At 46.2% G+C, this 22,244-nt stretch carries 24 protein-coding genes and 1 tRNA gene; 17 read left to right on the top strand and 8 right to left on the bottom strand.

Annotated features, from left to right (window positions below; translation table 11 throughout):
• Positions 1-472 precede the first annotated feature (472 nt).
• The 7 genes from PHG53_10140 to PHG53_10110 all read left to right on the top strand — a co-directional run bounded on the left by PHG53_10140 (position 473) and on the right by PHG53_10110 (position 6,038).
• A complete protein-coding gene (locus PHG53_10140) occupies positions 473-1,645 on the top strand; it encodes a DNA-binding transcriptional regulator (GenBank protein MDD5381977.1) in 1,173 nt (390 codons plus the stop codon).
• A gap of 42 nt (positions 1,646-1,687) precedes the next feature.
• Positions 1,688-3,640: a sialate O-acetylesterase gene (locus PHG53_10135; protein ID MDD5381976.1), complete on the top strand. Its 1,953-nt coding sequence runs from the start codon at positions 1,688-1,690 to the stop codon at positions 3,638-3,640.
• Positions 3,641-3,835: 195 nt separating this feature from the next.
• Positions 3,836-4,009 (top strand): 4Fe-4S binding protein, encoded by a 174-nt coding sequence (locus PHG53_10130; protein ID MDD5381975.1) that lies wholly within the window; start codon positions 3,836-3,838, stop codon positions 4,007-4,009.
• A 7-nt stretch (positions 4,010-4,016) separates the two neighbouring features.
• Positions 4,017-4,091: transfer RNA gene (locus tag PHG53_10125), tRNA-Glu, on the top strand.
• A gap of 8 nt (positions 4,092-4,099) precedes the next feature.
• The gene (locus PHG53_10120; GenBank protein MDD5381974.1) at positions 4,100-5,281 is read left to right on the top strand and encodes an RHS repeat-associated core domain-containing protein; all 1,182 of its coding nucleotides are present in this window, start codon (positions 4,100-4,102) and stop codon (positions 5,279-5,281) included.
• 2 nt (positions 5,282-5,283) lie between these two features.
• A complete protein-coding gene (locus PHG53_10115) occupies positions 5,284-5,832 on the top strand; it encodes a hypothetical protein (protein MDD5381973.1) in 549 nt (182 codons plus the stop codon).
• A 65-nt stretch (positions 5,833-5,897) separates the two neighbouring features.
• Positions 5,898-6,038, top strand: a complete 141-nt coding sequence (locus PHG53_10110) for a hypothetical protein (protein MDD5381972.1) — start codon at positions 5,898-5,900, stop codon at positions 6,036-6,038.
• Between the two features lie 65 nt (positions 6,039-6,103).
• On the opposite strand, the gene PHG53_10105 is transcribed toward PHG53_10110, so the two are convergent.
• From PHG53_10105 to PHG53_10080, 6 genes are all read right to left on the bottom strand, one after another.
• Positions 6,104-6,583 (bottom strand): beta-hydroxyacyl-ACP dehydratase, encoded by a 480-nt coding sequence (locus PHG53_10105; protein ID MDD5381971.1) that lies wholly within the window; start codon positions 6,581-6,583, stop codon positions 6,104-6,106.
• Positions 6,584-6,715: 132 nt separating this feature from the next.
• Positions 6,716-6,889 (bottom strand): histone H1, encoded by a 174-nt coding sequence (locus PHG53_10100; GenBank protein ID MDD5381970.1) that lies wholly within the window; start codon positions 6,887-6,889, stop codon positions 6,716-6,718.
• A gap of 231 nt (positions 6,890-7,120) precedes the next feature.
• On the bottom strand, positions 7,121-7,594 hold the full coding sequence (locus PHG53_10095; protein MDD5381969.1) for a flavodoxin domain-containing protein: 474 nt from the start codon (positions 7,592-7,594) through the stop codon (positions 7,121-7,123).
• Between the two features lie 36 nt (positions 7,595-7,630).
• Positions 7,631-8,401: a hypothetical protein gene (locus tag PHG53_10090; GenBank protein ID MDD5381968.1), complete on the bottom strand. Its 771-nt coding sequence runs from the start codon at positions 8,399-8,401 to the stop codon at positions 7,631-7,633.
• Positions 8,401-9,006: an HAD family hydrolase gene (locus tag PHG53_10085; protein ID MDD5381967.1), complete on the bottom strand. Its 606-nt coding sequence runs from the start codon at positions 9,004-9,006 to the stop codon at positions 8,401-8,403. Before PHG53_10085 ends, PHG53_10090 begins: the two co-directional genes overlap by 1 nt.
• Before the next feature lie 15 nt (positions 9,007-9,021).
• Complete coding sequence (locus tag PHG53_10080; protein MDD5381966.1) at positions 9,022-9,903, bottom strand: LysR family transcriptional regulator; 882 nt, start codon at positions 9,901-9,903, stop codon at positions 9,022-9,024.
• Between the two features lie 178 nt (positions 9,904-10,081).
• Here PHG53_10080 and gdhA point away from each other — a divergent pair, with 178 nt between their 5' ends.
• The 9 genes from gdhA to PHG53_10035 all read left to right on the top strand — a co-directional run bounded on the left by gdhA (position 10,082) and on the right by PHG53_10035 (position 19,436).
• Positions 10,082-11,428 carry an NADP-specific glutamate dehydrogenase gene (gene gdhA / locus PHG53_10075; protein MDD5381965.1) on the top strand — a complete coding sequence of 449 codons (1,347 nt, stop codon included), beginning with the start codon at positions 10,082-10,084 and terminating at the stop codon, positions 11,426-11,428.
• A gap of 93 nt (positions 11,429-11,521) precedes the next feature.
• Positions 11,522-12,241, top strand: a complete 720-nt coding sequence (locus PHG53_10070) for a uracil-DNA glycosylase (GenBank protein ID MDD5381964.1) — start codon at positions 11,522-11,524, stop codon at positions 12,239-12,241.
• Between the two features lie 253 nt (positions 12,242-12,494).
• A complete protein-coding gene (locus PHG53_10065) occupies positions 12,495-13,268 on the top strand; it encodes a PEP-CTERM sorting domain-containing protein (protein MDD5381963.1) in 774 nt (257 codons plus the stop codon).
• 372 nt (positions 13,269-13,640) lie between these two features.
• Positions 13,641-13,820, top strand: coding sequence for a hypothetical protein (locus PHG53_10060; GenBank protein MDD5381962.1), 180 nt, complete (start codon positions 13,641-13,643; stop codon positions 13,818-13,820).
• Positions 13,821-13,841: 21 nt separating this feature from the next.
• Positions 13,842-14,582, top strand: a complete 741-nt coding sequence (locus tag PHG53_10055) for a PEP-CTERM sorting domain-containing protein (GenBank protein MDD5381961.1) — start codon at positions 13,842-13,844, stop codon at positions 14,580-14,582.
• A gap of 352 nt (positions 14,583-14,934) precedes the next feature.
• Positions 14,935-15,594 (top strand): hypothetical protein, encoded by a 660-nt coding sequence (locus tag PHG53_10050; protein MDD5381960.1) that lies wholly within the window; start codon positions 14,935-14,937, stop codon positions 15,592-15,594.
• Between the two features lie 214 nt (positions 15,595-15,808).
• Positions 15,809-17,572 (top strand): dockerin type I domain-containing protein, encoded by a 1,764-nt coding sequence (locus PHG53_10045; GenBank protein MDD5381959.1) that lies wholly within the window; start codon positions 15,809-15,811, stop codon positions 17,570-17,572.
• A gap of 371 nt (positions 17,573-17,943) precedes the next feature.
• On the top strand, positions 17,944-18,699 hold the full coding sequence (locus tag PHG53_10040) for a PEP-CTERM sorting domain-containing protein (GenBank protein MDD5381958.1): 756 nt from the start codon (positions 17,944-17,946) through the stop codon (positions 18,697-18,699).
• Positions 18,700-18,737: 38 nt separating this feature from the next.
• A complete protein-coding gene (locus PHG53_10035) occupies positions 18,738-19,436 on the top strand; it encodes a PEP-CTERM sorting domain-containing protein (GenBank protein ID MDD5381957.1) in 699 nt (232 codons plus the stop codon).
• Between the two features lie 109 nt (positions 19,437-19,545).
• Here the strand turns inward: PHG53_10035 and dnaA are convergent, their stop codons facing one another.
• Both dnaA and PHG53_10025 read right to left on the bottom strand, forming a co-directional pair.
• The gene (dnaA, locus tag PHG53_10030; GenBank protein MDD5381956.1) at positions 19,546-20,865 is read right to left on the bottom strand and encodes a chromosomal replication initiator protein DnaA; all 1,320 of its coding nucleotides are present in this window, start codon (positions 20,863-20,865) and stop codon (positions 19,546-19,548) included.
• A gap of 54 nt (positions 20,866-20,919) precedes the next feature.
• Entirely contained in the window at positions 20,920-21,168 is a 249-nt protein-coding gene (locus PHG53_10025) for a hypothetical protein (protein MDD5381955.1), read from the bottom strand.
• A gap of 66 nt (positions 21,169-21,234) precedes the next feature.
• On the opposite strand from PHG53_10025, the gene ftsY reads away from it, so the two are divergent.
• A complete protein-coding gene (gene ftsY / locus PHG53_10020) occupies positions 21,235-22,158 on the top strand; it encodes a signal recognition particle-docking protein FtsY (GenBank protein ID MDD5381954.1) in 924 nt (307 codons plus the stop codon).
• Positions 22,159-22,244 lie beyond the last annotated feature (86 nt).

Raw genomic sequence — 22,244 nt, 5'->3', positions numbered from 1 at the left:
AGGTTGGCCCAAGTGTTATCGGGACAATCCGCCACTTCGCAGGGACCGGCCTTGGAGCAGTGGTATCTGCGCCGTAGCTGCTGCATACCAGGCTTAGCACCAGGACGAGAGTGGCTAAAAACAGAAATTTTCTATACATGGTATTTCTCCTAAAAAATTAGATTGTAATTATTAACGAAATGTTTATTTGCTTTATTAATGAAATGATTAATTGTTTTTTGGCTTAACATCAACGAACACCTTCCTCTTCAACTTTCACCCAAAGTGCTCCTCTTGCTTATGCTCGACACGAGGATTAACCCTGTTGCAAACACGGCATTAAATAACAGCAGTAATATAGCCTAATAGCACACTATAGTAATTATACATACTCCGGCCCCAAACGGGCCGTTATTATGCGCAAAAATAACATCATTTTGCGCATAATTCCTTATAGACACAGCATAGAAAGATATAGTATAATAACAAATATATGTTAAAAATTCCCAAAGTTATATTAATCATCGAAAGGTCAAGAAGCTTCGGCAGAGGGTTGCTCCACGGCATTATCCAGTATTCCAACCTTCACGGGCACTGGCTCTACTATATGAAGCCGGAGTTCTACAGACAGGACAAAGAAAAATCGCACAAATGGCTCACGGACATAGATGCGGACGGCGTTATTGCCCACACTTGGGACCCTGATTTCATTGACAGTATCGTTAATCTAGGCCTACCGGCCGTTATTTGCGGTTTGGATAAGCCAAAACACAAAGCCTGTCGCCTCTCCACCGATGAAATCGACGCTGGTCGTATGGCAGCTGAGTATTTTATTCAACGCGGCTTCAGAAATTTTGCCTACTGTGGCTTCGACGATATGATTTGGTCTCAGCAAAAGTGCGATGGTTTTAAACGCATCCTCGCCGAGTCCGGCTTCCAGACTTCTGTTTACCAGCAACCAGGAGCAAAGCATCTGCGCAAGCCAGCCAAAGAGCAGTCCCTCATCGCCGCCTGGCTCGAGTCTTTGCCAAAGCCTGTCGCCCTGATGGCTTGTAATGACGACCGTGGCCTGGATATACTGGCGGCCTGTAAAATCGCAGAATGTAAAATCCCCGACGATGTGGCTATTCTCGGCGTTGACAACGACGAATTAATCTGCAATTTCTCTTATCCACAGTTATCAAGCATAGCTTTAAGCACCGAAAGAGCTGGCTACGAAGCTGCGAAAATCCTCGATAAGCTGATGAGGAACCAGAAAATAACAGAAAATGAAAAAGAAGTTACCATCTTGCCTTTGCACGTCGTAACTAGACAATCTACGGACATTATGGCCATAGAAGACAAGGATGTCGCAGAAGCCATCAGCTTTATTCGCAGGCATTCCAGAGAGATAATCCAGGTCGGCGATGTTGCTCAGGCGGTTGGCCTCTCTCGCAGAGCCCTCGAGCAGCATTTCCGCAAAGTCCTAAACCACTCAATACACGAAGAAATCAAATATACCCGCATTAATCAGATGGCTAATATGTTGATTGGCACAAATTTATCCGTGTCCCAGATTGCAAAGTTACTGGGGTATCCCTATGCAGCTAATAATATTGCTCGTTATTTCAAGCAGCAAAAAGGAATGAGCCCTTTGGACTACCGCAAAAAATTCGCCCCAAAATAACTTTCTTGTTTCAACTAATAAAAACCCAAATGGAGATTGTTTATGAACTTGAATGCAAGAACACTTGGCTCGGCATTATGCTGTTATGTATTGCTGATTTGTCAGATAGCCTTTTGCAATGTCAGGCTTCCGCGACTGGTCAGCGATGGTATGGTGTTACAAAGAGACGCTAATGTAAAAATTTGGGGCTGGGCCGACGCAGGCGAAAAGGTAACCATCGACTTTAACGGTAAAATGTATTCCGCCGCAGCCGACCCAGATGGTAAATGGACGGCAACGCTTTCTCCATCAAAAGCCGGCGGCCCTTACAATATGGAAATTAAAGCCGCCAACAATATAACCCTGAAAAATATCCTCATCGGCGATGTGTGGGTCTGCTCCGGACAATCGAATATGGAACTGACAATGGAAAGGGTAAAAGATAAATACCCCAACGAAATAACTAATTCCGACAATAACTCTATAAGGCAATTCGAGGTTCCTGATAAGTATTACTTCGACGCCCCCCATGATGACCTCGAATCGGGCACCTGGGCATCGGCTAATCCCCAAACTATCTTTAAATTCACAGCCATTGGCTATTTTTTCGCAAAGGAATTGTACCAGAAATACCACGTCCCAATCGGCCTTATAAATGCAAGTCTTGGCGGCTCGCCGGCACAGGCCTGGATGAGCGAGGACGCCTTAAAGGCCTTTCCGGAGGACCTTGCAACACTGCAAAAATTCAAAGACCCCGCCTACATTAAGCAAGTCGAAGATGGAGATAAGGCTGCCAGTGATGCTTGGTATGGCCGTCTCAACCAGACCGACAAAGGTATTGCTCCCGGCGAAAAACCATGGTTCGACCCAACCTATGATGCCTCGCAGTGGGCAACAATGGATGTCCCCGGCCACTGGGCTGATGGCCCCCTCGGCCCTGTTAAGGGCGTCGTCTGGTTCAGAAAAGATATTAATGTCCCTGCCTCTATGGCCGGAAAACCCGCTCGGCTTTGGCTCGGCAGAATTGTCGACGGCGACGAAACTTACCTTAACGGCAAAAAGGTCGGAGCAATCACCTACGAATGGCCCCCCAGAAAATACAAAATCCCCGCCGACCTCCTAAAGGAAGGCAAAAATACCATCGTCGTAAGGGTCATCAACTGTAACAGTTGGGCACGCGGCGGCTTCGTCACCGAGAAACTTTACCAGTTGGTTGGGGCAGGCCAGACTATCGACTTAAAAGGCATGTGGCAGTATAAATTAGGTGTCACTATGGACCCCATCCCGCCGACGACCTTTGTTCGTTGGCAGCCGGTAGGCTTATATAATGGAGAGATAGCCCCGCTCCTCAATTACTCCATTAAAGGTGTGATTTGGTATCAGGGCGAATCCAACGCCAGCAGAAATCCGTCTGCATATCAAAAACTCTTCTACACTCTGATAGCCGACTGGAGACAAAAATGGAACCAGGGCTATTTCCCCTTCCTGTATGTCCAGCTGACCTCTTTCATGGCAGCTAAAGACCAGCCCTCCGAAAGCGGCTGGGCAGAACTACGGGAAGCTCAGCTTAAAACTCTCGCTATCCCCAACACTGCAATGGCTGTCACCATCGATATCGGTGAATGGAATGATATTCATCCCTTGAATAAGGAAGACGTCGGCAAACGCCTCGCCCTCGCTGCCGAAAACCTCGCTTATGGCGAGAAAGACGTCATCTATTCAGGCCCGATTTACCAATCTATGACAACAGATGGCAACAAAATCACTCTCACGTTTACAAATACCGACGGCGGCTTAATTGCAAAAGACAGCAACCTGAAATATTTCGCCATTGCCGGTGCCGACAAAAAATTCGTCTGGGCAAATGCCAAAATCCAAGGCGACAAAATCATCGTCTGGAACAACTCTGTGCCCAACCCTGTTGCCGTCCGCTATGCCTGGGCCGACAATCCTGAAGGCGCAAATTTATATAATCAGACGGGCCTCCCCGCTTCGCCCTTCAGAACCGATGATTGACATCCTCAGGCTTAAAGCCAGGAACAGGAGACCCAAATCATCCGTTTCCCCCTCAAAAATTGGGGCAATCCCCTTGATTTGTAAAAATTTATATTGTAATATGAACATAATTCTGTAACATTTCGTCTTTTATGCCGGAAGGCATCCCTTATGGGATATGGTAGGTTTTTATTCGTTTTTGAAAGGGTTATGAAAATGCCTGCTAAAGTAAACAAAGAAAAATGCACAGGTTGTGAATCCTGCGTTCCAGAGTGCCCGAGTGAGGCAATAAAGATGGTTGATGGTAAGGCGGTAGTGGATATTGACGCTTGCATCGATTGCGGCGTTTGTGTTGATAGCTGCCCCGTCGAAGCCATCACTATGGAATAAAATGCTTGGCCCCATCGTCTAGGCCGGTCTAGGACACCGGGTTTTCAACCCGGCAACAGGGGTTCGAATCCCCTTGGGGCTATTGAATATTTGGCATATCTTTTAGAGTTCGTAATAGAAACAAAGACTCTCAACAGCGTCGATACCGATTACGAATACGATAAAACCGCAGGCGACAGCGATATCTACGACTGCGACATTATGACCAAGGCCGGCAATGATGCGCTTACGTGGGACGAAAACGGCCGGCTTACCGCCAAGCCTTCATTCTCCTTCGTATACAACTGGGAAGGCAAGCTGCGCTCTGCGACAGCCGGCTCTGATTCAATCTCGCTAAAATATGACCCGTTCGGCAACCGCGTCTGGCGGCAATCGACCGTTTCAGGCCAGACAACGACGCGAAGAAAGTATGTTGTTGACATATCTGGAGAATTACCTACGATATTGCTTGAGCTTGACCCAAATGACAGTATGGCTATCAAGAAGACATATATTTACGCGGATTCACAGATTTTAGCCCAGCATAATGGCAGCCACAATGCGGCCAGATTCTTCTATCTCCACGACCGTTTAGGCAGCGCGCGACTTGTTATCAACAATCAAGGTGCAACGCAAAATAGTTACACCTATAATCCCTTCGGTGAATCCTTTGCCACAGAGTGCACAGAGAACACAGAGAATAGTTTTAAATATACTGGACAGTATTACGACAGTGAAATCAACCAATACTATCTCCGCGCCCGCCAATACGACCCTGCGCTGATGCGCTTTACGGGAAGAGACCCGGAATCTGGCAAGTTCGAAGAACCGTTGACGCTGCACAAATATCTGTATTGTTTAAATAACCCGATAAACCACACTGATCCGAGTGGGCGAGAGATAAGCTATGCGGAAACTCTTGTAGTTAACGGTATTCTGGGTAGTCTTCGAAAATTGGATTGTGCGTTTTCAACAACGTTATTTAGAGAATCAGCGAAAGCAAGTGAGATATTTAATATTATGGGCATGAATCAGGCAATTCAGGCAGAACTCTTAATGGCACAGTTTGAAGGAGGATTAACACGGGCCGGCATACGCGGAATTGTTGGTATTGTAAACTTTGTTGGTTCGAACCTGACGGATACCGTACTTCAGGACAAGTTAATTAAGTTTGGTGATTATCTGGCAGGGGATATAGCTAGTGGCAATTTGGATTGGCTGCTTGATGATCCGTCAATGAAAAATTTCGAGAATTATCTCAGTAGTTGGGGTGAACGTTTCCTCCGGGATTGATTGTGGAACGAGAAGAACAGAACAGACATTATAAGAGTCGATATAAAAAACAAGCGATAGTCTCTGCGACAGTAGTGTCGGTTTGTGTTATTTGGTTTTTGCTCACCTTGTCGAAGACAAACAAAGATGTGAAAGGAGTTAAGAATTGGATTGAGGTGCCCTGCCTAATAAAAAATGTGAAGTTAGATGTTCATCCTATGGCTAACCCTCCGATTTTCTATCGGGTTATTTCTTACGAGTATGAATACAAAGGAAGTCTATATACATCCAGCAGGTACAATATTGTAGAGAAAAATAAGGTAATAGGCGGGAAGGAAAAAGAGGAAATAAAAAAGACAAGAAAAGCCGGAAAAGAGGTTAAAGGCCCTTATTCATTAGAGGATGAAACAGTCTGTTTCGTAAACAACAAGAATCCCATTGAATCTGTTCTTGTTCGTGAGGTTAGAAACGGTGCGATTATTATTAAACGTTTACTTCTTCCTATCGTTGTAGGTGTTAATTTTTTAATAGTATTTTTAGGCGCCCTTTGGAAGTATTGGTTTTGGGATTGATGGTGTAGAGGCGTAATGATTCGGAGACTTTGTAAGTTGACATCTTCGGAGAACTGCCTACGATATTGCTTGAGCTTGACCCGAATGACAATATGGCTATCAAGAAGACATATATTTACGCAGATTCACAGATTTTAGCGCAGCATAACGGCAGTTACAATGCGGCCAGATTCTTCTACCTCCACGACCGGTTAGGCAGTGTATGAGAGGTAATTGGCACTGATGGCGATATGCAGAACAATTACACCTGCCACACCAATTTCACTACAATTCAAACCGCCATTCCCGAAACCTCGGTCTCAAAGGCCATTTTATCATCGACAATGCCCTGAATATAAGCGTCATATTTGCGCCCCGGCCGGAATTTCGTAATTCTGCCCAATAGCAGCAGTCGTTGTCCCGGCAGAACAGTTGCTCGAAACTTAGCGGAATCGATGCTTGCAAAGCCTATGAAAACATCCTCGCCTAAAATATACCTGACGAAGAAGCTGAGCAGCTGCGCTGCACATTCTATCATTATCACCCCCGGCATCAGCGGCCGACCGGGAATATGGCCCCGAATCCAGAACTCGTTCTCCGTTATATCCTTATAACCCAGAACCAGCATTTTTTCTTTGTCATACCAAAGGATACCATCAAGCTGTTGCATCTCAAACCTTTGGGGATTTACTTTGCCAATCGATTCTTTGTCGAAGACTGGCTTTGCCGTAAGGTCTATTTGAGTTAAATCAAACAATAATGCAGGTGGCATAACTGAACCTATACTGAAACGCTCTGCGCACTCAAAACACCCCTATCCCGCCGGTTTCAACAAGCCGACTATCCGGTCGGAACCAGACTGAAATATGCACAACCGTCCGTGTTTTCAATTACTAGTGCTAATCTACTCGGCTGACCTGATTTCGAGAATGCGGCTGCGAACAACTTGAGAAGCTTGTTTTATCTTCTGCATTTGTTTGCGGACGCGCGTCCCTGCTGCCTTGTTTCCGCCTTCGGCTTTGCTGATGTCAGCTTCTGTTTCTGCAACCAGTGCTTTTAGAGCTTCATACTCTTGCATCAAAATAAACCTCCACTTCGTAGGTTAAAACTGCTATTTTCCAGCTAAAAACGCTAAAAAGCTAACCGCCCGCCGTCATTTTGTCAAAGAAAAATGCTTTTTTTCGCAAAAAAACACACATTTTTTCACTTTTTACCATTAAGGCAAAAAACCGCTTAAGACCATAATATATAAGCACTTATACAACTTTCCCCCTATCCATTTGTGCCCTGGTGCCTTCACAACGTAAATTTAATGGAGTTTTTTCGTTAATTCTGCAATTCTCTGCCCCCGCCGCTGGCATTGCCGTTTAACCCTCTCATCGGGCTTACTGATAGATACCGGCCCGTAGTGATCGCCTTGCGGGTCGCCCCAGACAACCATACCGGCGATGAGCATCGCTTCTATTATGCCTATGATTGTAGTTTCGTTACCGCCGCCGATATTTGCTGCGCTGCTAAAGGCCGCCCCTATTTTGCCGTCGAGTTGGCCATGGAAGGCAACCATGTCGTCGAACAACTGCTTAATAGGCCCTGCCATATGGCCGTAATAGGTCGGCGAGCCGATGACTATCGCGTCATATTTGAGCAGGTCATCTGCCTTGACCTTCTCGACAGATTTGCAGTCGGTCGGCAGACCGGCCTCATTCATTGACTGGGCTATCAGATCCGCCATTTCTTTCGTATTTCCGCTTCTCGAATAATAAACAACTATCCCTTTTGCCATTTTCATTCCTTTCCATTCTATTTATTTTTGTCTTTCTTATTTAAGCGGCTCTGTTTCAACATTGAATCCGTCAGGGATTTTTAAGTCAAAGATCTTTTTATCAATCTTCTCATTGACCTTCGGCTGAAGAAATTTTATCTCATAAATATCGTCTTCGGTTGAAACCGCGACAATTTTCGCCGGCAGATGCATCTTCTTATCAATCCAGAAGTCAATAGAAGTATAATCGTCCTTATAAGTCGAATCCGCCTTGACCTTCAAATGCAGCTGAATAAACTCCTTTGCTTCAACCCACTCGACCAGCCCTATTTCAAATTCCTTTTTAAGGTCTTCCACTTTACTAAAGCCGATTATGGGAAAACTTGCCCCGACCAGCTCAAAAGCATCAACCGGCTCGTCCGGCTCAGCCCTCTGATAACGTTTGACTTCTTTAATCTGGTAGTCAATGAGCGTCAGCCAGACGCCGTCGAAAATATACTGCTCGATGTATTTCTGTTCCTCTTCCTCATCCTGCTTAAGCGATTGAAAATTTATCCTCAGCGCCGATTTCCCCTGCGACCCTTGATAATACAGAACGCCCTTCTTTAGCGTTTCTGATTCCAATAACGGCTGAATGAATTTATATTCAATATGACTCTGGTAAGATTTCAGCTCGGCGGTTTGCTTCTTTAATTGTTCCAAAACTATTTCTACCTGCGGCTTAGCCGCCAAATTAGAATCTGTCTGTTTAGCCAAACAGCTCACCACCCACACTCCCATTGTTGCTGCCGACAGATAAAAAATTCTCGTTATTATCTTTTCATTCATCAGCCGATTTTACTCCTGTCATCTGATTTCTCAACAATCTCAAGTATCTGGTCTATTCTTTCAATACAAAAATCCGCTTGCTTTGCAAATTCATCCGCCCGCTCGTGATTGGTCAAAAGTACCGCAACAGCGCCAGCGGCCTTGGCGCACTGCAAATCGAAAAGATAATCGCCGACCATTAAGGCTTCTTGCGGCCTTATGCCAAACTTCTCACATATCCGCAGCACACCGAATGCATCCGGCTTGACCGGACCGTCGTCCCTGTCAACAATAGCATCGAATTGCAGTCCGTGCTTTTCAGCGATAGCAAGCGCATTGTAACTTTTATTACGTGTCAAAATCCCGATTTTAATTTTTGCCTTGCGAAGCGATTCAAGTGTTTTCTTGGTGCCGTCGTTAAGCTTGGATTCCATCACCGCCTTTTCTTCGTGATAGTGCAATATCCTTTCTGCATCTTTGCGCTGACTCGGCGACATCTTCTGCATCGATTCCAGAATTGGACCGGAATTTTTATCCAGCCCCATCTCTTCACGAATGGCATCAAAGTCAAAAAACGGTTGGGTTATCGTCCCATCCAAATCAAATATCACAGCTTTGATAGACATACCTCGTATCTCGTTTTACGATTTTTTGCGAAGCAGCTCAATAAAGTACCGGCTGGCCATCCCCAAAAGTTTATCCTTGCGAACGATTATGCCGGTCGGCCTGATAAATCTCTCATTCGAAAACGGTATCGCCTTTATTGTTCCGCTGCTGACTTCCTGGACTATCGTGTTCTCAGGCAATATGCTTATCCCCGCGTTTATCTCTATCGCTCGTTTAATGGTTTCCGTATTATCGAACTCCATCACAGGGCGAACAGAAATACTGTAACGCTGTAGGATACTGTCTATCAGGCCGCGGGTGGGAGTATCTTTCTCAAAGGCGATGAATTTCTCAAATTGCACTTTATGGACATCGATTTGTGATTCACCTGCTAAGGGATGCTTAGGACTGCAGACCAAAACTAACGGCTCATCAATAAAATCATACACTTCCAGTCTTTTATCTCTTCTTGGAACAGCTACAAGACCAATATCTGCTTCGCCGGACAGAACCAATTCATAAATCCGGCCGGAGCTTAAATATTCAATATGGACATTAACATCCGGATACTTGACCATGAATTTTTTAACATAGTCCGGAAGAGTATGCATACCGATACTGTATATCGCAGCCACGTTGACTCTTCCTGCGGAAGGTTTTTGCAAAGCGTTCAGCTCTCTTTTGAATTGCTCGTATCTTCCAATGATGTCCTTGCAGGCGTCATAAAGCAGTTGACCCGCTGCGGTCGGGGCCGGAGGCCTTTTCTTTCTGTCCAGCAGTTGAACCTTGTGAACCAGTTCCAGTTGTGCAAGCTGCTGAGAAACCGCAGATTGACTTAGAAAATGTTTTTCAGCGGTTTTTGAGAAGCTCTCCAGCTCAACTAAATCGCAGAATATCTTTAACGTTTCTATATGCATTATAAGCCTATCTAATAAATTATATTATTATTAATCCTTTGCTAAACGTCATCTAAATAGTATATATTATTGCATCTTTGAGCCGTATTCAAAACAAATACTTGGATTTTTCATTAGCGTAACTTATTATAAAAGTTAGTCATAGAAGATAGAAATTTATTTTTCGGAGATCTCTCAAATGGCTGAAAACACTATTATAAAGACCGTTTATGAGCAAGTTCTAAAACGTAATCCCGGCGAAGTGGAGTTCCATCAGGCCGTAAAAGAAGTGCTTGATAGTTTGGAGCCAGTCCTCAAAAAACATCCCGAATACGTCGATGCCAAAATCCTTGACAGGGTTGTCGAGCCGGAAAGACAGATTATGTTCCGCGTGCCATGGCAGGATGACAAGGGAAATATCCACGTCAACAGGGGATTCCGGTTTGAATTCAACAGCGCGCTTGGACCATATAAAGGCGGCCTAAGATTCCACCCCACTGTTAATGCCGGCATCCTCAAATTCCTCGGGTTCGAGCAGATATTCAAAAACGCTCTCACCACCCTGCCGATGGGCGGAGGCAAAGGCGGTTCAGACTTCGACCCTAAAGGCAAAAGCGACAGCGAAGTTATGCGATTCTGCCAGAGTTTTATGACCGAGCTTTTCCGTCATATCGGTCCTGACACTGATGTCCCGGCAGGCGATATCGGAGTTGGCGGTCGGGAAATTGGATTTATGTTCGGCCAATACAAACGTCTTCGCAACGAGTTCACCGGTGTCCTTACCGGTAAAGGCCTTAAATGGGGCGGCTCGCTCATTCGTCCCGAAGCAACCGGATACGGCTGTGTATATTTCGCCGAACAAATGCTGAAAACCAAAGGCGAAAGCTTCGAGGATAAAGTTTGTACAGTCTCAGGTTCTGGAAACGTCGCACAATACACCGTAGAAAAACTTAATCAACTTGGCGCAAAAGTCGTCAGCCTTTCCGACTCCAACGGAACAATATATGACCCGGCTGGAATCGATGAGGAAAAACTTGCCTTTGTCCTTGAGCTTAAAAACGTACGGCGCGGACGCATCAAGGAATACGCCGCTAAGTTCGGCGTAGAATATCGTGAGGGCAAATACCCCTGGGAAATTAAATGCGATTGCGCCTTCCCCAGTGCAACACAAAACGAGATAGACGAGAACGATGCGAAAACCCTCCTGAAGAACGGTTGTATCCTCGTCGCAGAAGGAGCCAATATGCCGACCAGGCCGGAAGCTGCTGAACTATTCATCGATAAAAAGATACTATACGGCCCGGCCAAGGCATCAAACGCCGGCGGCGTTGCCACCAGCGGCCTGGAAATGTCGCAGAATTCAATGCGGCTCTCATGGACACGTGAGGAGGTCAATGAACGCCTTCACAACATTATGATTGCCATTCACAAGCAGTGCTACGATGCCGCCGAAGAATACGGCCAGCCAGGCAATCTCGTAATGGGAGCAAATATCGCCGGCTTCACCAAAGTCGCCGACGCGATGCTCGATCAGGGACTCGTATAAAAAATCCTGATTACAAATTCTAAAAGGACGCCTCTTTTTAACAGGCGTCCTTTTTTATTGAATACCCCTGAAAATCGGCTACAATATTCCATAATGGAAAAAGAAATAGATATAAACAAAACTGTCCGTCAGCACCTTGAAATGGAGGATTTCTTCACCGGCAGCTTTACCCTCAAAGCCAAACCTTCGGAACCAAAACCGCAGCAGGATAGCGCAGCTTCCGCCAATGCAGCTGTAGAGCTTGAAAAAATCGCCGATGAGGTCCGCCAATGCCGCAAATGCGACCTTGGTTCGCTGCGAACTAATGCCGTGCCAGGCGAGGGTAATCCGAAAGCCCGCATACTTTTTGTCGGCGAAGGCCCCGGAGCCGATGAAGACGCCCAGGGAAGGCCTTTTGTCGGAAGAGCCGGACAGCTGCTGAATAAGATAATTGCTGCCTGCGGACTAAAACGCGAAGAAGTCTTCATCGCCAACATCGTGAAGTGTCGGCCGCCTGAAAATCGTGAGCCGCGAGCAGAGGAAATAATAAACTGTTTTCCATACCTTCAAAGGCAGATTGAGATAATAAATCCAGAGGTCATCGTAGCTCTGGGTGCTCCCGCGGCACGAACGCTATTAAACACAAACACACCTATCGGCCAGCTGCGGGGACAATTCCACGAATACTATGCCGGCCTCGGCAGCGCCCCTGTTAAAGTTATGCCTACATACCACACCGCCTACCTTTTACGAAATTATTCACCCGAGAACCGCAAAAAGGTCTGGGAGGATATGAAAAAGGTCCTCGCCGAGCTCGGCCTGCCAATACCATAACCATCGGGTTAAACAATTTCTTCTATCAGTATCAGCGAAACTAAAATGATGCGTTTTTGACTCAAAAAAACAGCTTTGGAGGAAAAATTAAAAAATACGAATTTTTTCATTTTTTTGTTGACTTTACTATCACGTCCGGCATAAGATGAGGGTTAGGTGGTGAAGAGAGAAATAGCATCAGTCTTTCCTTCACCCCGAAAGTTGTTACTAAAACAGCTTTAGTTCAGTTTCGCAAAGGAAGAGGAGTAGAGAGATGATGAAGAGAAGACGGACCGCAAAGGTCCAATCCGTATCCATTTCATTCTTAATCACCGCCTTTTGTTGTTTCACATTTTGCAATATAGCTGTCGCGGGATTTACAAGTACCGGTGCGATAGAACTAATAGTTGAAGGTGGAGGATATACGGGTTACTGCACTATAGACCCCGGCTTATTCGACCCAACTTATTGGGAACAGGTTGTAAATTCTAATGTCCCAGTTCCGTGGAATTCAAATATCCTTTTCCCAGAGGGAATCGATATTGCGGCTGAAGACAATGGTGAACTCATATTGGCACACCTTAATGGGTTAACAGTCGCATTTCAGGGAGACCCGGTTGTCACCCTTGGATTTTCCGTTACAGCCGGTACGTATGCCACGAGTTTTTCGTTCAGCTCGCCTCAGATGACTTTCGACCCGCTCAGCAACACCGAAGCTTATGCCGAAGCAGGCGTATTAGTCACTGGACCTACTGGCCGTACTCTCTGGGGCAGCTATTCGGGCGGCAAGGCTTATAAGGCGCTTTACAATAATACAACTAATTTCGCGTACTTAGTAAACACTCCTATCACATCATACTCAGGAGGTGACACAGGGATAGTAGCCCTGCCTGGTACTATTACAAGTATGCAGTCCAAGTTCCAGTTTATTTTGAGCGCCGGAGCTACGGCAAGCGGAAGCTCCTACTATGAAATAACACCGGAACCGGCATCAATATTATTACTCGGTCTTGGCGGGTTGGCCTTGCTTAGAAAACGACAAACTTAAATCAACGAGAACCTAACCAAAAACAAAAATCAAAAAGCTGTGAAGCAATTCACAGCTTTTTTTGTTCCTGTCCAGTGATACTTACGAAAGTTTTTCTGCACTATTTCCTTCCAATTTCGCCTGAAATTACGTTTTTATAAGACGAACAAAAGAAAAATGGCAAAGTAGATAAAATAGGCAAAATAGGGTAGATACTTCTTGACTCGTAAAAACATTTCAGATACAATGCTGTTATAAGGTCTGGGCTGGAAGAAGTAGAGGGGCAAGGGATTTTCACCTCGTATCCATCACAGTAAATTTGGGACGGAATCTTGCTGTTTGATTGTCCGTGGATACTAACTAAAGTCATCCGGACTATAAGGAAAGAGGAAGATGAGAAGTATAAAATTACTAACCACAGTTGCTCTGGCGGTCTTTGCCAACGATGCGAGAGCTGTTCTCCTTTCTTTTTATTTCGATGCTTTAATGCGTCTAAACAGCCCAACCGCTTATGTGCTGAAAAGCTGCGCCTTTCGCAGCAGCTTATGTTTAATCCGTATTAATAATACTTAGTACTAAATTAAGGAGAAGAAGATGATGAGAAAAAAATGGCTAATTATTGCTTGTTCGGCAGTTATTGTAAGCCTCGCACTAACTTCGACAGCAAGTGCGACTATTCTTGGAACTGTAAACGCCAAGAATCACAATAATAGTCTTTCGGACACAGGCACAATCTGGGGCGGCGGCCTTTCCGGCGTAACCGTATACACCGGAATCTATTCTTGGACCAACGCAGGCGGCACCGATTTGGGTACACAGGTTCCTGATTGGGGCTTCTGTATAGAATTGCCTCAAGAACCATATAATGGCTGGCAGAATGTTGTCCCCTTGGACGAAGCGCCTCTGCCGGCTCAATACGGTACGCCCATGCAGACCCTCAAAGCCAACTACATTCGCGAGCTTTGGGGCAGACATTTCGACACCAACTGGGTCACCAACCCGACTACTGCAAATAAACGACTGGCGGAAGCCTTCGGTGCTGCTGTATGGGAGATTGTTTACGAACAGAATGGCAACCCCGCCACCTGGAATGTGAGCACCGGGACAGGTTTCCGCTCTACAGGTATCGAACAGGCCGCTGCAGCTAACTCCTGGCTTGGCGGGCTGAACGGCGACACGGCATACTTTGATTGGAACCTTGCCGCAACCAGCACACTCTCCGGTCAGGACTACCTAATTCTACTGCCGACGACACCGCCGCATACTCCGGAGCCGGCGACGGTTTGCCTGCTCGGCCTCGGAACACTTGCTCTGTTAAGAAAACGCAACGCTTAAATCTACTAAAACATCAACTAAAAACCCAAAAGCTGTGAAGTGATTCACAGCTTTTGGGTTCCCTATTTTATCAGAACCTGGGCGGAAATAACCCCCCTCTATTGTTGGTATTAGCAAAGTTAATGATGCGTTTTTGGCTTAAAAAAACACCTTTTGGAAAAAAATGACTTTCTTCAAGCAAAAAATGCGAATTTAAAGAATTTCCCCTTGATTTTTACTTTTTCGTATGGTAGTTTGGGTAATTGTTAAGCTTTTGAAATTTTGCTCTAAACCATCGAAGAAAAACACAGTTTTGGTTTTGAGTGTGCTTAGGGGTCATACTAAATGACTTCTACAGCAGAGGAGGAGTAGAATGGTGGTGATGAATAGCAAATCAAAGCTCGTCTGTTTTGCCACGCTTGTGCTTCTTTTCTTTAATGCTGTTTCTTCTGCTAATCTTTTATTCCAAATAACTGCGGATAAAAATACCCTTGCTTTCGGCGAGGAAGCAACCATCAGCATTTGGGCCCATATCGAAGAAGAAGTAGAAGCAGGTAATGGCCTGAACGTCTGGCAGCTCGATATGGTTGTCGATACCGACGGTGTGGTTCAGGTTAATGCTGACCCTGTTTTAATAGCCCCTACTCCAATAGCCGCAGGTTCTGGTTGGTCGTCGTTGAATGCTGACAAAAACGGCAATATATATGCATTGGGAGTTTTTACGCCGGGGCCGACGGATTCCAACACCGGCATCGGTGGTTTTAGCCTGCTTGCTCAAGTAACAATTGAAGCAATCGGTAATGTAGGAGAGCAGGTTACTTATGAACTCACAGATTATACTCACACAACAGGATTTTTTGGGGTTCTACGCGATGACGAGGGTATGCCGTCATACATGTATCCCGACAACATCCAGTTCTTGCCTGGGAATAATGTCTTTACGATAGTAGCACCGGAGCCTGGGAGTTTGCTGATTATGGCAGTTATTACAGGTTTGGCATTTAGAAGTCGAAGGATTGATTCCGGAAAATAATTTTTCCGTATTTTGTCCATAAAGGATTACTTATATTTGCACTCGGTCGAATGAACGGCTCATCACACGAACGTAAATACGAGTGCGTGAGAAAGTAGGGTGCATATAAAAAATGCCCCATAGGAGCAAGCTTAAGAGTGGGAGAAGTTTTCCGGGGGGAGGGGCAATACTTTTCTGTTGTCTTGCCCTGTTTTCTACGTCTGCAATTGGGCAGTTGCATCCTTCGGACGTATTAGTTCTGGTCAATGAAAACAGCCCAACAAGTCGTTATGTTGCTAAACTCTACCGCAAATATTATCCGGGAATCAATGAGTCTCAAGTTCTGTATCTGTCTGGTTTAGCCGATTGCAGCGGTCCACAAAGCAACCCTGAAAACGAGATAATCACACGGCAGCAATACAACGATTCGATTGCCGAACCTGTCCGCAATTACTTGGCCGATTTAAACTATCCCGAGCGTATCACCACAATCAAAGTAATTATCACAACCGCCGGTATGCCTTATCGAATCAAAGATTCAGACCCGGCTTATGGCAACGCCATATATCCCGCCGGCTCCAATCCTGGTACGGTAAAAAATAATTTGGCAAATGTGGATATAGCGTCTGTTGAATCAGAGTTGACCTGCCTGTGGTACAGCGACTACGGCAGCAATCCTTTCGGCCCGGAAAACAGAATGGTCAATCCTTATCAGGGATACAGCCAAAGCAGCATCAGTCTTTTCGAGCGGCTGCCGCCGGACAGTAATACGTTCCTCTGGACGAACGCCTATCAGGCTACAGGCATGCCACCGAAAATCGAGGGTGAGAACGAATGGTCCTGGCCAGACCCTGCTATTTACGGAGCAATAAATCGCTCATTTAACGCCGGAGACATTTATCTTACGTGCAGGCTGGATGGTCCCAAGAACCAGGGGCAAAGCGCCATTTTCTCCGTTCGGGCGATGCTTGAAAGAGCAAAAAGAGCCTCGAATCCGAATATCGGTGTTAATCCGGCCGGAGCGGTTGTTGTGCTTGACGATGCCCCGGCAAAAGCACTCGACAGGAACCGGATTTATAATCTCGACGGCCAGGCCAATTATATCGTTTATGACCCTGCAGTTAATCAGCCCCCAGATGCTCGCAGTGCGCTTATCAAATATGATTATACGGAATCATACATAGCCCTGACTAATCAGCAGGTTAATGCAAACAATCTGAATATAAACTTTATGGATTATGGATATAACTTAGAGGTGATGCTTGACCAAAGAGCTGCCCGTCGTCTTACTCAGGCGGACCTCGATGCTTATGCTGCGACTGACCCGAACAGACAGCCAAGCCAGGCAATTATTGCTTTGGCCACTTACGGATGTAACGGCGACGAAGACAGCACTGCAGATTATCTTCTGCACGGAGGTCCTGCTTCTGAGCCGTTGTTTAAGTGCACGAACGGCGCTGTTTTTGCATCAATCGAAAGCCTCAATGCCGTAACGATGTTTTCTAACGTGGCAACGAGTCCAGTAGCACAGGGTAAAATCGTGGATTTTATAAGTATAGGAGGCACAGGCGCAATTGGGCACGCCTTTGAACCTGTATCCGAAGCCGTTATTGATAATCTCTACTTGCAGTACAATTTACTGGCCGACGAGGATGGCGACGGCTTTGCCGACCTTGCTTTTGCGGAAGCGGCGTTTACTGCCATCCCCTTTTTGAGCTGGGCTGAGGTTGTAATCGGCGACCCCTTGATGCAAATTGCATATGGGCCTGGCCAAAAAAAGGCATGGTCACCACTTTCGGGCGATGCTAATAATGATGGCCGCGTTAATTTCTTCGATACATGGTTGATACAAGGCAAAATGGGAGGAACGCTCAATACGACGAATGAGGCATATTTTGCGATGTATGACGACCTGTGTGATATAAATAAAGACGGAAGGATAAATATGTTCGATATGTGGCTCGCACAGGGCAATATGGGAGCCCTTGCAGACTGGTAATGCCGATTTTTAGACCAAAAATCAAGGTAACATAAAAATATGGAAAAATTTAAAAAAACGCATGTTTTTTACCTTTTTCTGTTGACTTTACTGCTACTTTTGATTTAGGATAGTGGTTAAGGAAGAGGTGGTGAACAGAGAGAAGCATGCCTTCACTCCACCACAAAATTAGTTATGAAGAGGGTCTCAGTTAGTACGGCCCCGCAAAGGAAAGAGTAAAGAGAGTATACGTTTTGTTAGGCGGCGCGTTTGCTATGGCACGGTCTGCCCTCTTGGAAGACAAGACCACTCAAAACGGTGGCTGGGCAAAAAGAGGCTTTGTTTCCGAACGTGCTGTAAGGGTTTGGATAAACGCAAGGAGGAGACGTGAGATGAGAAACGTAAAGGGAGTAACGGTACGAAATCTGTTGGCGGGGGTAGTGTTTGTTCTTCTTTTCTCTTTTCCTTCCTCGGCTACGACTCTTCATGTTGACAAGATGGATTTGAGTTTTATGGGGACTGAACCCTGGTATCGATATGCGGACGGTGCAGGTCACATTGATTTTAACCCGGACACAATTAGCTTGGCCAGTTTATATGTTTTTGACTATACAGGTTCTTATGCCAGCATTCTGGGTAAACTTGAATTTCTACCGAACCTTGAACGAGACGTTTCGTCCACCACCCGGGCAGCCGGTTATTTCGAGGGAAGCGTTACCGTAAGAATCACAGGAGGAATAAGAAAAGGTACGACTTGGGTGTATGGCGGAATCGGCACTTCAGCCAAACAGATCCTCGAGGCTACTCTTGTTCCTTTGTATGAAGACCCCCTCGCCACCGGTGAAGACCGCTGGTTTTTCCAGGAAACTCTCGGCGAAGAAGGACGATTTGACAAAACGTTGTTTCTGGATTTTGTACCGGGAAGCATTGGTGTGGCATCAGGGATTTTGCTTTCCAATGGCGATACGCTTGTTATGACCGGCCCCAAGATGGACCTTTCACTTAAAACCGCCTCGGCAAATAATTTTGTAACGGGAGACTTCGCCCATTCGGGCATTTCAAATATTAAGTTCACGGGAATACCCGAACCTGCAAGTTTACTCTTGTTGGTCGGCGGTACATTATTTATTCGGAAGAAAATAAGATAGTGTTATAAAACGTTCGTACTTTTTTTAGGAGGAGTGAAATGAAAAGATTTGTTGTACTATTGATTGTGTGTTTGGTTTTGCTTCCCTTGTCTGCGTTTGCCGCTCCCGTTGACAATGTCCAAATCAATTACACAACGGGTGCTAGCGCCAATTATAATGCGGGTACCGGCAGTTTGATTTGGAGCGGCGGTGATGCAAGCATTACTTTAACGGACACCAGTGCCTACTTATTTAACAGTACCATAGTTGACTGTGGCTGGAACCGTTATGATTCTGCAACCGCCCCGACAAGAGCAAGGTTTGACCTCGTCGGCGGTAGCTGGTCAGTCGAGCTTTACGACTGGAATGTCTCGGATACCAACTGGTCTATAAAAATCAGCGGCGGTATGGATTCCGGCGGCGGCTTCGGTGGTAAATACTGGGAAGGAAGAACAGGATTCGGCGCTCTGGATGGTAAGGCCTGGGTGGCCATTTCAAATGTCGAAGTCAATCCGGATTGGTCCGACCTCTATGGAGTTTCGTTATCCTGGGGCAGCGATAATGTTGCCGGTCTTGATAGTGATGTCTCACTCGATGGCGGTACTGACATATCAGATTATCTGACAGATAATTATAATGCGGCCAACGGTTTGACTATAACTATTTTTGCAGACCAGAGTCAGGTTGTACCGGAGCCGATGACGTTAGTTCTGCTTGGGTTTGGCGGACTGGCTTTGATTAGAAAACGCAGGGCATAAATCCTGATTTCAGTTTGTAAATCAAAAGGCTGTGAGAAAACCAAACCTCACAGCCTTTTTTATTTGCTCCCGCATGGGTTCAACAGAGAAGTTCTCCGCTTAACTGCATTCAAGCTTGCGGTGCTTGCGTGATTTGTTTTGTCAGTTCGTTCAGAAGTGAGTGCATCTGGGGGTCACTGTTGCTGGCCTCACCTATCTTGCTGCAGGCGTGCATAACGGTCGTATGGTCTCGGCCGCCCAAATGACCGCCGATTTCCTCGAGGCTGTGCTTCGTCAGGTTCCTCGCTAAATACATACAAATCTGACGCGGCTCAGCTATACTTTGGCTGCGCTTTTTGCTCTGCAAATCTGCGAGCCGAACATCAAAATGAGAGGTTACCACGTCGATAATATCCGTAATATTTATATGTCGGGGAGCTGATTCAATTTGGCCCTTCAATGCCCTCTGGGCCATTTCTAAGGTGATTTGCTCGCCGGTAGTGGTCGCTACAGCGTAAATGGTTGTAAGTGCCCCCTCCAGTTCCCTGATATTTGCATGCACCTTGCGGGCGATATATTCTGCTATTTCGTCGCTGATACTCAGGCCCCGAAGATGGGCTTTCTTCTGGACGATTGCGACTCTCGTCTCATAGCTCGGCGCATCAATCCTCGCAACCAGTCCCCAGTTAAACCTGCTGATAAGCCGCTCTTCCAATGATGGAATATTGCTGGGCGGACAGTCGGCGCTGAGTATGATTTGTTTGCCGTTGCTGTAAATGCTGTTAAAAGTGTGGAAAAATTCTTCCTGGCTTTGCTCCCGCTCACGCAAAAACTGAATATCATCTATAACCAGCATATCAACAGTGCGAAACTGGCTCTGAAAACCCGCCAGGTTTCCTTCTTCTATCGCCCTGATGAACCTGTTGACAAAATCCTCGCAGCTTACGAATTGAATTACCTTCTTATCGGATTTCCGCTTGGTTTCGCCGCAGACAGCGTGCAAAAGGTGCGTTTTGCCCAAACCGGCGTTGCCGTAAAGAAAAAGCGGATTATAAGTATTGCCCGGCGACTGGCTTACCGCGACACAGCTTGCGTGGGCAAGGCGGTTGCTCGGCCCTACTACGAAATTATCGAACGTATAATCGGGATGCAGGTTAGGTCCGCCCTCACGCCGGCGGGACCGGCGCAAAAAGCTTCTTTTCTCTTCGACACTGAAATCTACCGCAACAAGATGGCCTGTTATCTGCTGGGCTGCGCGGGTGAAACTGCCTTTGCAGTTATCGCGTAAAAACTGCACCGTGGCCTCATCAGGACAGTTAATCTCAAGTGAGCCGCCGTCCAGGTGCAGAACTGTCAGCTTATCGAACCAAGTGCGGGTATTGACAGGGTCAAGCGCTTTTGCTCGTTCGAGTATATCAGCGAAAATATTTTCAACTTCCCTCGTTGCCAAACTCAGCTCCACTCCTTTCTAAATCGCTACCCTGTGAAAACAGCGGCTATCTGCCTAAACCATCCCTGCCAAAAATTCCTCATAAGGCTGAATCGCATCACCCTCTGTGATTGAACAAAGCCTTACCCGGTGGCTTGCGCCAAGTGTTAATGAAAATCTAACCTTAATCCCGCCTTTTGTCAAAGAAAATTGTCCGTCTTGTGACAAAAAGTATAGAAACCCTTGAAATTCCCCCTCGTTTCTGCGAAACTTTGCAATTGTCTCCGCCGTGAAGGCGGGAATCCAGTTTTTTATTTTGAACATTTGAATCTTGGTAACTTGATATTGTTTGGGATTTCGGATTTAGTGCTTGGGATTTTTGACTAAACTATGGCAATCTTCTCTAAAACCGTCCAGTTTTTCAAAGACAGATTAAGCAAAACGCGGGATAAAATCAGCTCCTCCCTTTCGCAGGTTTTGAAACTAAGCAGAAATATCGATGACTCTCTGCTCGATGAGCTTGAAAAAACCCTAATCAGCGACGACATCGGCGTGGAAACTACCGACAAGCTCATATCAGACCTGCGGACGGCTTACGGCAGCAAACAAATCGCAACCACCGACGATATTATTCCCTTTCTCAAAGAGCATATCAAAAACTACTGGCCCCATCAGGATAGACAACTGCGAATGGCCTCGACCGGCCCTACGGTAATCTTAATCGCCGGCGTCAACGGCTCCGGCAAAACTACCAGTATTGCCAAACTTGCATACGTCTTAAGCCAGAACAATAAAAAAGTCATCGTCGCCGCCTGCGACACCTTCCGTGCCGCCGCGGTAGAGCAATTATCAATCTGGGCCGAGCGCATCGGCGTGCAAATCGTCAAACACAAAAGCGGAGCCGACCCAGCCGCCGTCGCCTTCGACGCCTGCGAAGCCGCCGTCGCAAGAGGCGTGGATTTTCTGATTTTAGATACCGCTGGCCGGCTGCATACGCAAAAAGACCTGATGAGAGAACTGACTAAAATCCGCGATATCGTCGCCCGCAAAATCCCCGGCGCACCCAATGAAGTCTTATTGATTCTCGACGCAACCACAGGCCAGAACGCAATCGCGCAGGCAAAAATGTTCACCCAGGCAATCGACGTTACAGGCATATTCCTCGCTAAGCTCGACGGCACCGCCCGCGGCGGAATCGTTATCGCCATCAAAGACCAGCTTGATATCCCCGTCAAATTCGTCGGCCTCGGCGAAAAACCATCCGACATCGCCGAATTCGACCCCGACACCTTCACCGAAGCATTATTCGCATAGGTAGGGGCGAACCTATGTGTTCGTCCAAACATCCCCAAATTTTGTCGTTGAAAATGAATACAATTTGGGTAGAATTGGGAAATAAA

Source organism: Phycisphaerae bacterium (assembly GCA_028714855.1).
Lineage (GTDB): Bacteria > Planctomycetota > Phycisphaerae > Sedimentisphaerales > Anaerobacaceae > CAIYOL01.
Note: the sequence above shows the minus strand (reverse complement) of the source record. Positions and strands in the feature narration are given on the sequence as shown.

What these genes read in the sequence shown, in the direction of transcription:
- PHG53_10140 (MDD5381977.1), top strand. Translation starts at nt 473, where the DNA reads ATGTTAAAAATTCCCAAAGTTATATTAATCATCGAAAGGTCAAGAAGC.
- PHG53_10135 (MDD5381976.1), top strand. Translation starts at nt 1,688, where the DNA reads ATGAACTTGAATGCAAGAACACTTGGCTCGGCATTATGCTGTTATGTA.
- PHG53_10130 (MDD5381975.1), top strand. Translation starts at nt 3,836, where the DNA reads ATGCCTGCTAAAGTAAACAAAGAAAAATGCACAGGTTGTGAATCCTGC.
- PHG53_10105 (MDD5381971.1), bottom strand. Translation starts at nt 6,583, where the DNA reads ATGCCACCTGCATTATTGTTTGATTTAACTCAAATAGACCTTACGGCA.
- PHG53_10100 (MDD5381970.1), bottom strand. Translation starts at nt 6,889, where the DNA reads ATGCAAGAGTATGAAGCTCTAAAAGCACTGGTTGCAGAAACAGAAGCT.
- PHG53_10095 (MDD5381969.1), bottom strand. Translation starts at nt 7,594, where the DNA reads ATGGCAAAAGGGATAGTTGTTTATTATTCGAGAAGCGGAAATACGAAA.
- PHG53_10090 (MDD5381968.1), bottom strand. Translation starts at nt 8,401, where the DNA reads ATGAATGAAAAGATAATAACGAGAATTTTTTATCTGTCGGCAGCAACA.
- PHG53_10085 (MDD5381967.1), bottom strand. Translation starts at nt 9,006, where the DNA reads ATGTCTATCAAAGCTGTGATATTTGATTTGGATGGGACGATAACCCAA.
- PHG53_10080 (MDD5381966.1), bottom strand. Translation starts at nt 9,903, where the DNA reads ATGCATATAGAAACGTTAAAGATATTCTGCGATTTAGTTGAGCTGGAG.
- gdhA (MDD5381965.1), top strand. Translation starts at nt 10,082, where the DNA reads ATGGCTGAAAACACTATTATAAAGACCGTTTATGAGCAAGTTCTAAAA.
- PHG53_10070 (MDD5381964.1), top strand. Translation starts at nt 11,522, where the DNA reads ATGGAAAAAGAAATAGATATAAACAAAACTGTCCGTCAGCACCTTGAA.
- PHG53_10065 (MDD5381963.1), top strand. Translation starts at nt 12,495, where the DNA reads ATGATGAAGAGAAGACGGACCGCAAAGGTCCAATCCGTATCCATTTCA.
- PHG53_10060 (MDD5381962.1), top strand. Translation starts at nt 13,641, where the DNA reads ATGAGAAGTATAAAATTACTAACCACAGTTGCTCTGGCGGTCTTTGCC.
- PHG53_10055 (MDD5381961.1), top strand. Translation starts at nt 13,842, where the DNA reads ATGATGAGAAAAAAATGGCTAATTATTGCTTGTTCGGCAGTTATTGTA.
- PHG53_10050 (MDD5381960.1), top strand. Translation starts at nt 14,935, where the DNA reads ATGGTGGTGATGAATAGCAAATCAAAGCTCGTCTGTTTTGCCACGCTT.
- PHG53_10040 (MDD5381958.1), top strand. Translation starts at nt 17,944, where the DNA reads ATGAGAAACGTAAAGGGAGTAACGGTACGAAATCTGTTGGCGGGGGTA.
- PHG53_10035 (MDD5381957.1), top strand. Translation starts at nt 18,738, where the DNA reads ATGAAAAGATTTGTTGTACTATTGATTGTGTGTTTGGTTTTGCTTCCC.
- PHG53_10025 (MDD5381955.1), bottom strand. Translation starts at nt 21,168, where the DNA reads ATGTTCAAAATAAAAAACTGGATTCCCGCCTTCACGGCGGAGACAATT.
- ftsY (MDD5381954.1), top strand. Translation starts at nt 21,235, where the DNA reads ATGGCAATCTTCTCTAAAACCGTCCAGTTTTTCAAAGACAGATTAAGC.